Origin of the sequence: Paenibacillus sp. FSL M7-0134, from assembly GCF_038007865.1 — a bacterium.
In the GTDB taxonomy this organism is placed as follows: domain Bacteria; phylum Bacillota; class Bacilli; order Paenibacillales; family Paenibacillaceae; genus Paenibacillus; species Paenibacillus polymyxa_B.
Map to the genome: position 1 here is coordinate 2,115,657 of NZ_JBBOXV010000002.1, position 9,140 is coordinate 2,124,796.

A 9,140-nucleotide genomic window follows, 5' to 3' on the forward strand; every position below is an offset into this window, starting at 1 on the left:
CAATGGTTTTTTGAGCAGAACCTGACGGATGCTCATCATCATAACCAGTCCATTATGCTGCATAGCGAGGACGGTTTTGATGAAACGGCCCTGCGCACAGCGATGGATCACGTCGTGAGCCATCACGACGCACTGCGTATCATTTTCCGTCCTACGGAGTACGGATATGAAGCTTGGAACCGTGCGGTTGGGGAGGGCGAGCTGTATACGCTGGATCGGGCCGACTTCAGAAATGAGTCTGAGGTATCTGCGGCGATCGAGGCCAAAGTAAATGAAATTCAGGCGGGTATTCATGTAAGCGAAGGACCGCTGGTGAAGCTGGGGCTGTTCCATTGCCCGGATGGAGATCATTTGCTGATGGCGATTCATCACTTAGTGGTGGATACCGTATCTTGGCGTATTTTGTTCGAGGATATTACGACAGCCTATGAGCAGGCATTGAACGGACAAGCGGCTCGTCTTCCGCACAAAACGGATTCGTTCCGCACCTGGGCTGATGGGCAGTCTCAATATGCGAACAGTCCGGCCATGGCAGCAGAACTCGCATTCTGGCAGGAAATTGAACAGGGAATGTATGAGCCGCTTCCAAAAGACGAATCCCATTCTCATTCCTTAAATAGGGACAGCGAGAACATTACAGTTACGTGGACAGCTCAGGAAACGGAGCAGCTGTTAAAACAGGCGCATCGTGCCTACAACACGGAGATGAATGATTTGCTGCTTACCGCATTGGGACTGACGATTTATCGCTGGGCGGGCCTGGAACGAGTGCTCGTGAGCCTGGAAGGTCATGGACGGGAGTCCATTTTGCCAGAACTGGATATTACGCGCACCGTGGGCTGGTTTACGACTCAATTCCCGGTTGTGCTGGATATGAGCGTGGGGCAAGACCTTTCACAACGCATCAAACATGTGAAAGAAGGACTACGCCGCATTCCGCAAAAGGGCATTGGCTACGGGATGTTGAGATACCTGTCCGCAGCACGTGAGCAAGAGCGTTTTGTAACCGAACCTGAAATCAGCTTTAACTATTTGGGACAATTTGACCAAGATATGCAAAATCAATCCATTGGCGTATCTCCTTACGCTAGTGGTGCAGAGCTTAGCGCCCATGCAGCTAGAACGCACACGCTGGATATGAACGGACTGATTTCCGAAGGCGAGCTGCAATTGACGATCAGCTACAGCAAGCAGGAATATCGCCATGAAACGATGGAGCAGCTAGCCGAAGCGTTCAGAACCAGCTTGCAGGAAATCATTGCGCATTGTGTAGGCCGCAAACGGCAAGAGCTGACGCCAAGCGATGTCATGCTTAAACATGTAACCATGGCCGAGCTGGATCAGTTGGTAGAGCAGACTTGTGACATGGGGGAACTGGAAAATGTATATGCGCTGACGCCGATGCAAAAAGGCATGTTGTTCCATAGTCTGATGGATGCAGAGTCAGGTGCTTATTTTGAACAAACGACCTTTGATTTGCACGGACGCTTCCAAGCGGATATTTTCCAAGATAGCTTGAATCATTTGGCGCAGCGGCATGAGATATTTAGAGCCAATTTCATCAGCGGTTGGCAGGATGAGCCCGTGCAGGTCATTTTCCGCCGCAAGGATGTTGGTTTCAAATGTGAAGATTTGCGTCATTTGGATGATCAGGAACGTGACGCGTATGTGCAGGAATTTATTCGCAAGGACAAGGCAGCCGGATTTGATTTGTCCCGGGATGCGTTGATGCGCGTGGCGATTTTACGAACAGGTGACGAGGATTATTATTTTGTGTGGAGCTCTCATCACATCTTGATGGATGGCTGGTGTGTGGCGTTAGTCACGGATGAGGTGTTTGAGGCTTATTTTGCAGCCGTGGAGCATAGAGAGCCGAAGCTTGCCCCCGTTACTCCATATAGTCAGTATATTGAGTGGCTTGAAGCACAGGATGTAGGGGCTGCAGCTTCCTATTGGAAGGATTATTTGCTCGGCTATGATCAGCAAACTTCGATTCCGACCGGGAAAGTAGGCGTGAAAGCGGACGGTGCACAATTTGAGCATATCCTGTGCGATCTGGGCAAGGACTTGACCGGACGTATGGAAATGGTGGCCAAGCAGCACCACGTGACCGCGAATACATTGCTGCAAACAGCCTGGGGCTTGCTGCTCCAAAAGTACAACGGTAGTGACGACGCTGTTTTTGGCGGTGTAGTGTCTGGTCGTCCAGCGGATATTCCGGGGATCGAAAATATGGTGGGCTTGTTCATTAACACCATTCCAATACGGATCCGCAGCGGGGCTGAGGACACCTTTGCCGATATGATCAGAACGAATCAGAAGCAGGCGCTGACTTCTCAAGATTATGAAACGTATCCGCTGTATGAAATTCAAGCCTTGAGCGAGCAAAAGCAAGATCTGATCAACCACATTATCGTGTTTGAAAACTATCCGGTGGAGGAGCAGGTCGAGCAACTTGGCGAAGGTGCAGAGTCGGATTTTGAAATTCGCAATGCCGGCATGATTGAACAAACCAACTATGATTTCAATCTGGTCGTTATGCCGCAGGAAGCGATGAAAATCCGATTTGAATACAATGCGAAGTTATATGATCGTGAAGCCGTTGAACGGACTCAGGGCCATCTGATACAGCTGTTGGAGCAGGTGGTGGCGAAGCCGGACATTCGAGTGCAGGAGCTAGATATGTTAAGTGAGCAGGAGCGCAAGCAAATTCTCAGCGTATGGGGAAATACAGCTGCTGAGTATCCAAACGAGCAAACGATTCATGGCTTGTTCGAGGCGCAAACCGCGCGGACGCCGGAGCAGACAGCCCTGTTCTTCGAAGGAGAGCAGTTGACCTATCGTGAACTGAATGCACGCGCCAATCGATTAGCTCGTACCTTGCGCAGTCAAGGTGTGACAAAAGATCGTCTGGTGGGTCTGATGACCGAGCGCTCGGTGGACATGATCGTAGGTATCTTCGGGATTTTGAAGGCCGGTGGCGCGTATGTCCCCATCGATCCGACGTATCCAGAAGAGCGTATCCGCTATATGCTGGATGACTCGGGTGCGAAGCTGTTGTTGACGCAAAGCCATCTGGTGGACAAAGCAGCTATTGACGGTCACGTGCTGGTGCTAGATGGGGAGCAAACGGTGTATCACGAGGATGATTCCAATTTGGAGCCGTGGTCTGGTCCGAATGATTTGGCGTATGTGATTTATACGTCGGGTACAACGGGGCAGCCGAAGGGTGTAATGCTCGAGCATCACGGGCTATGCAATCTGAAAACGTATTTTGATCAGACGCTTCGGATGAGCACGTCGGATCATGCGTTGCTGTTCGCCAGCTATTCGTTTGATGCGGCTTGCTGGGAAATCTTCCAAGCGCTGTTCTGTGGAGCCACGTTGTATGTGCCAACGTCAGAGACGATTCTGAACTACGAGCGGTTTGAGCAATATATGGCGGATCACCAAATCACCGTGGCCGCTTTGCCGCCAACCTATGCGGTGTATCTGGAGCCAGAACGGATGCCAAACTTGCGTATTCTGTTTACTGCGGGTTCAGCATCCTCAACCGAGCTGGTATACAAGTGGAAGGATCAGGTGGCGTACTACAACGGCTACGGTCCAACCGAAAACTCGGTGGCGACGTCCATCTGGCCGGTATCCGAGGATGAGAGAGCCGGACAGCTGATTTCTATCGGACGCCCTGTGCCGAATCATCGGGTATACATGGTGGATGTGCATGGACATTTGGCTCCGGTGGGCGTAGCGGGTGAACTGTGCGTGTCCGGTCCGGGTCTGGCTCGGGGTTATCTAGATCGTCCAGAGCTGACGGCTGAGAAATTTGTATCGAATCCGTTTGCGGCTGGCGAAGCGGGCTATGAAAGGATGTACCGTACAGGTGACTTGGCGAGATGGATGCCGGACGGCAACATCGAATATTTGGGCCGGATCGACCATCAGGTGAAAATCCGGGGCTACCGGATCGAGCTGGGTGAGGTCGAGGCACAAATTTTGAAAGTGGAGGACGTACAAGAGGTCATCGTACTGGCACAAGCGGACGAACAGGGGCAAAACCAACTGGTGGCGTACTATGTTGCTGAACGGGAAGTGAGCACTGGTGAGCTGCGCAGCTTACTGAGCGAGGAGCTTCCAAACTACATGGTGCCTTCGTATTTGGTGCAGCTGGAGCAGATGCCGTTGACACCGAACGGTAAAATCGACCGCAAGGCACTGCCAACACCGGAAGGCAGCCTGCAAAGCGGAGCGGATTATGTAGCACCGCGGACATGGGTGGAAGTGAAGCTGGCGCAAATTTGGCAGGATGTGCTGGGTCTGGCACAGGTCGGTGTGAAGGAAAACTTCTTCGAGATTGGCGGACACTCGCTGCGGGCGACGACGCTGGCCTCGAAAATTCACAAGGAGCTGAACAAGCCGCTTCCACTACGCAGTATTTTTGAAGCGCCAACGATTGAACAACTGGCAGCGGTCATGGAAGGTCTGGATCAAGTGGCGTATGCGTCCATTCCGGTGACGGAAGAACGCAGCTCCTACCCGCTTTCCTCGGCGCAAAAACGACTGTATGTGCTGCATCAGTTCGACCCGAATGATGTGAACTACAACATGCCGTCAGTGCTGCAAGTGAGTGGCCCGCTGGACGTGAAGCGAGTGGAGGACGTGTTCCGTCAACTGATCGCCCGTCATGCAACGTTGCGTACCCACTTTGAACTGGTGGACAGTGAGCCGGTGCAATGGATTGAGGACACCGTGCCGTTCGAGGTGGAATATACGAAGGTACAGGTAGAGGGTGCGACTGCGGACACAAGGGTCAGCCAGGAAGCACAGGAACGTGTGCAACAGTTTGTACGTCCGTTCGATCTGCAAGTCGCTCCGCTGCTGCGGGTAGGCTTGGTAGATTTGGGTGTACAAGAAACCGAGCAGGAACCGCAGCATTTGCTCATGCTCGATATGCACCATATCGTCTCGGATGGTGTGTCCATGGGAGTACTGACCGATGAATTTGTCCGCTTATACGACGGTGAAGAGCTTTCGCCAATGCGTATCCAGTACAAGGATTATGCGGTATGGCAGCAAAGCGAAGCACATCAAGAGTGGATGCAACGTCAGGAAGCGTACTGGCTCGACACCTTCCGGGGTGAACTGCCTGTGCTGGATCTACCTACGGACTTTGCCCGTCCGTCGGTACGAAGTACGGCAGGTGATACGGTGGTGTTCGGGCTGGAGCGAGAAGCTAGCGAACGTCTGAAGGAACTGGCGGCGCACACAGGCTCTACGCTGTATATGGTGCTGCTGGCTGCGTACACCGCGCTCTTACACCAATACAGCGGGCAAGAAGATATTGTGGTCGGCACACCGATTGCCGGACGACCGCATGCAGATTTGGAACCGATCCTCGGGATGTTCGTCGGTACGTTGGCATTGCGAAACTATCCGACAGCGGAACATACCTTCCGCAGCTACGTGGAAGAAGTGAAAGTTTGTGCTCTGCAAGCCTATGAACATCAGGACTACCCATTTGAGGAACTGGTGGAAAAGCTAAATGTTAAGCGGGATATGAGCCGCCATCCGCTGTTTGATACGATGTTTACCCTGCAAACCACCGAGGAAGGCGAGTTGCAGCTGGCAGATCTGAGCTTCCGTCCATACGGCTTGGAACAAACGCCAGCGAAGTTTGATTTGACGCTGGAAGCCAGAGAGGAAGAGGCAGGTATCCAGTTCGGATTGCAGTATGCAACTGCGTTGTACGAGCGCGAAACGGTAGAACGGATGACGCGTCACTTTGTTCGCTTGGCCGAAGCCGTCGCGGCGAACCCGGATGCGAAATTGGGTGAGCTGGAGTTGATTACGGCAGAAGAAACCGAGCAGATTCTGAAGGTGTTCAATGATCCGAATGCGCACAGCCTGCTTGGAGCATTACAAGGCCGTTCGCTCAGCGAGCGCTTTGAAGAGCAAGCGAAGCGCAACCCTGAGCGGATAGCAGTTGTGTCTGGGGCCACCGCGCTGACCTACACTGAGCTGAATGAGCGTGCGAACCAATTGGCTCGTGTGTTACGAGCGGAAGGGGTCGAAGCAGATCAACCGGTTGGCGTATTGCTGGAACGTTCTGCGGATATTCTGGTGAGTATTCTGGGGGTACTTAAGGCCGGAGGCGCATATGTACCAATGGATACGGTGTATCCACAGGAGCGCATCGACTACATGCTCCAAGACAGTGGGGCCAAGGTCGTGATTACAAGCAGAGTCGCCAACCTGTCGCTCAGCTTGCCATCCACAGTTCGAGCTGTAGTCTTGGATGACGAGGACGTTCAAGCTCAGTTGGGAGCACAGGATGCGGGCAATCTGATCCCTGTCGCCGGCCCGCACAACCTGGCCTATATGATTTACACGTCAGGTACCACCGGTCAGCCGAAAGGGGTCATGATCGAGCAGGGCAGTGTTAGCAATCTGGTAGATGCTTTATTGGAACGAGTATACAGCCGTTATGAACAGCCGCTTCATGTCGCATGGCTTTCGGCATTTGTATTTGACGCTTCAGTGAAGCAAATCTTTGCCAGCTTGCTGTTAGGCCACACCCTGCACGTGGTGTCCCGTGACGTCAGTCTGAGCGGAGAGCATTTGATCGCCTACTACCGCACGCACCGGATTGATCTGTCGGACGGCACACCTGCACATCTGCATATTTTGAACGAAAGCGTCAGTGTGACGGAAGCGCCGGAAGTGAAGCATTACCTGATCGGTGGCGAAGCATTATCCGTGCAGCTGGTAAATGTGTTCCTGCACAAGTGGTCTGGGTATCGTCCGGTCATTACGAACGTGTACGGTCCGACCGAAACGACGGTAGATGCGACCGCTTATACGATTGAAGATGTGGAGTCCCTGAACGTACTGCTGGAAAAAGGGGAGCATACGGTATCCATCGGAACGCCGATAGCGAACCAGTCGGTGTACATCCTGAACAGCCAGCAACAGCTGGTACCGATCGGTATCGCAGGTGAGCTTTATATCGGAGGTGCAGGCGTGGGACGAGGGTACCTGAACCTGCCGGAGCTGACGGCAGAGAAGTTCGTCCTGAATCCGTTCGCTGATGCGGCAGCAGCCGATCCAGCGGACAGCATTCACGCAAACCGGATGTACCGGACGGGTGACTTGGCACGGTGGTTGCCAGACGGCAGTATTGAGTATTTGGGCCGGATCGACCACCAGGTGAAAATCCGGGGCTACCGGATCGAGCTGGGCGAGGTGGAAGCGCAGCTGCTGACCGTGGACGGCATTCAGAAAGCCGTGGTCACAGCATGGGACAACGAAGACGGACACAAGGACCTGTGTGCCTATATCATAGCTTCAGAGTCCCTGAGTTTGACGGAGCTGCGCAATGCGCTGCAGCCGAAGCTGCCGGATTACATGATCCCGACGTATGTGGTACAACTGGATCGTTTCCCGCTGACACCGAACGGGAAAATCGACCGCAAGGCGTTGCCGGCACCGGAAGCACGCCTCGAAGGAGGCCTGGAGTACGTTGCACCGCGGACACCACTGGAAACCAAGCTAGCCCAAATCTGGCAGGATGTCTTGAAGCTGTCCAGCGTAGGAGTCACCGACTCATTCTTTGACGTGGGTGGACACTCCCTGCGGGCAACGACGCTGGTGGCCAAAATCCATCAGGAACTGGACAGTCGGATTACACTGCGTGAGGTGTTCCAACACTTCACGATTGAGCAGCAAGCCCAGCTCATCGCAACGCACGGTACAGACACCTATACGGTGATCCCTGCGGCGGCGCAACAGGCGTACTACCCGGTTTCCTCGGCTCAAAAACGACTGTACATTTTGAGCCATCTGGAAGGTGGGGATCTCAGCTACAATATGCCGGGTGTATTAACCGTGGAGGGACCGCTTCAGGCCGATCGGCTGGAGGATGCGTTCCGTCAGTTAATAGCCCGCCATGAAACGCTGCGGACTTCCTTTGAAATGCTGGAAGGCGAGGTCGTTCAGCGGGTTTACGATCAAGTGGAGTTTGCAGTAGAACACCTGCAGGCCAGGGAGTCCGAAGCCGAAGCCTATATCGAGTCCTTTGTACGCAGCTTTGATCTTCGCCAGGCACCACTGCTGCGTGTCCGTCTCATTCAAACTGGACCAGAGCGCCACCTCCTGATGTACGACATGCACCATATTATTTCAGACGGTGTATCGTCGAGCAATATCGTGCAGGAGCTGGTACAACTGTACGAAGGGCAGGAATTGCAGCAGCTGCAAATTCAGTACAAGGACTATGCCGTATGGCAGCAGCAGGAGACGCAGCGTGAGTCATACCAACGCCGGGAACACTTCTGGCTGGAGCATTTAGCCGGAGAATTGCCGATACTGGATTTGCCAATTGCTTATCCTAGACCTGCTGTTCGCAGCTTCGAGGGTGCGATGTATGAATTTACAGTGGACGCGAATGTATCTGAGCAACTGCGCCGAATTGCGGCACAGACCGGAAGTACGATGTACATGGTGCTATTGAGTGCCTACACCGTTCTGCTGTCCAAATACAGCGGTCAGGACGATTTGATCATCGGTACGCCAGTAGCAGGACGCTTGTTACCTGAACTGGAGCCGCTGATCGGAATGTTCGTCAACACGCTAGCCATCCGGCATCAGCCGAGGGGCAACCAAACGTTCCACAGCTACTTGCTGGAAGCCAGAGATCGTACGTTGCAAGCCTTCGAGCATCAGGATTATCCACTGGAAGAGTTGGTGGAAAAGCTGGATGTAGCACGGGATGCAAGCCGTAACCCGTTATTCGACACTATGTTTGTACTGCAAAATACGGAGTCACAGGAAGCGAAGCTTGAGACGCTGTCCTTCAGCCCGTATGTTCAGGAGCATCGTATCTCCAAATTCGATTTGACTTTGTCCATGAGTGATGAAGATGGGGAAATCAAGGGTTCCTTTGAATATTGCACGAAGCTGTTTGGAGCCGACGCTATTGAGAGATTAACCAGAGATTTGATAGCGATCCTGTCCCAGATTGGAACCGACCCAGATTTGCTGTTAAGCGATATTCAGGTGAACACGGACGAGCAGCCAGAAGGCTTCTCGCCGGATTCCATCGACTTTGTTTTCTAAATCAGTTTTCTAAGATGCAATGATTT

At 53.0% G+C, this 9,140-nt stretch carries 1 protein-coding gene (only partly in view); it reads left to right on the forward strand.

Translation table 11 applies throughout. The features are described 5' to 3' along the window. A protein-coding gene (locus NSQ58_RS25160; RefSeq protein WP_341058403.1) for a non-ribosomal peptide synthase/polyketide synthase crosses the window boundary here: on the forward strand, positions 1 to 9,114 show its 3' portion. 33,243 nt of this gene lie to the left of the window's left edge; the window shows 9,114 of its 42,357 coding nt (coding positions 33,244–42,357); the start codon falls outside the window, past its left edge; the stop codon is at positions 9,112 to 9,114. The last annotated feature ends 26 nt before the right edge of the window (positions 9,115 to 9,140 follow it).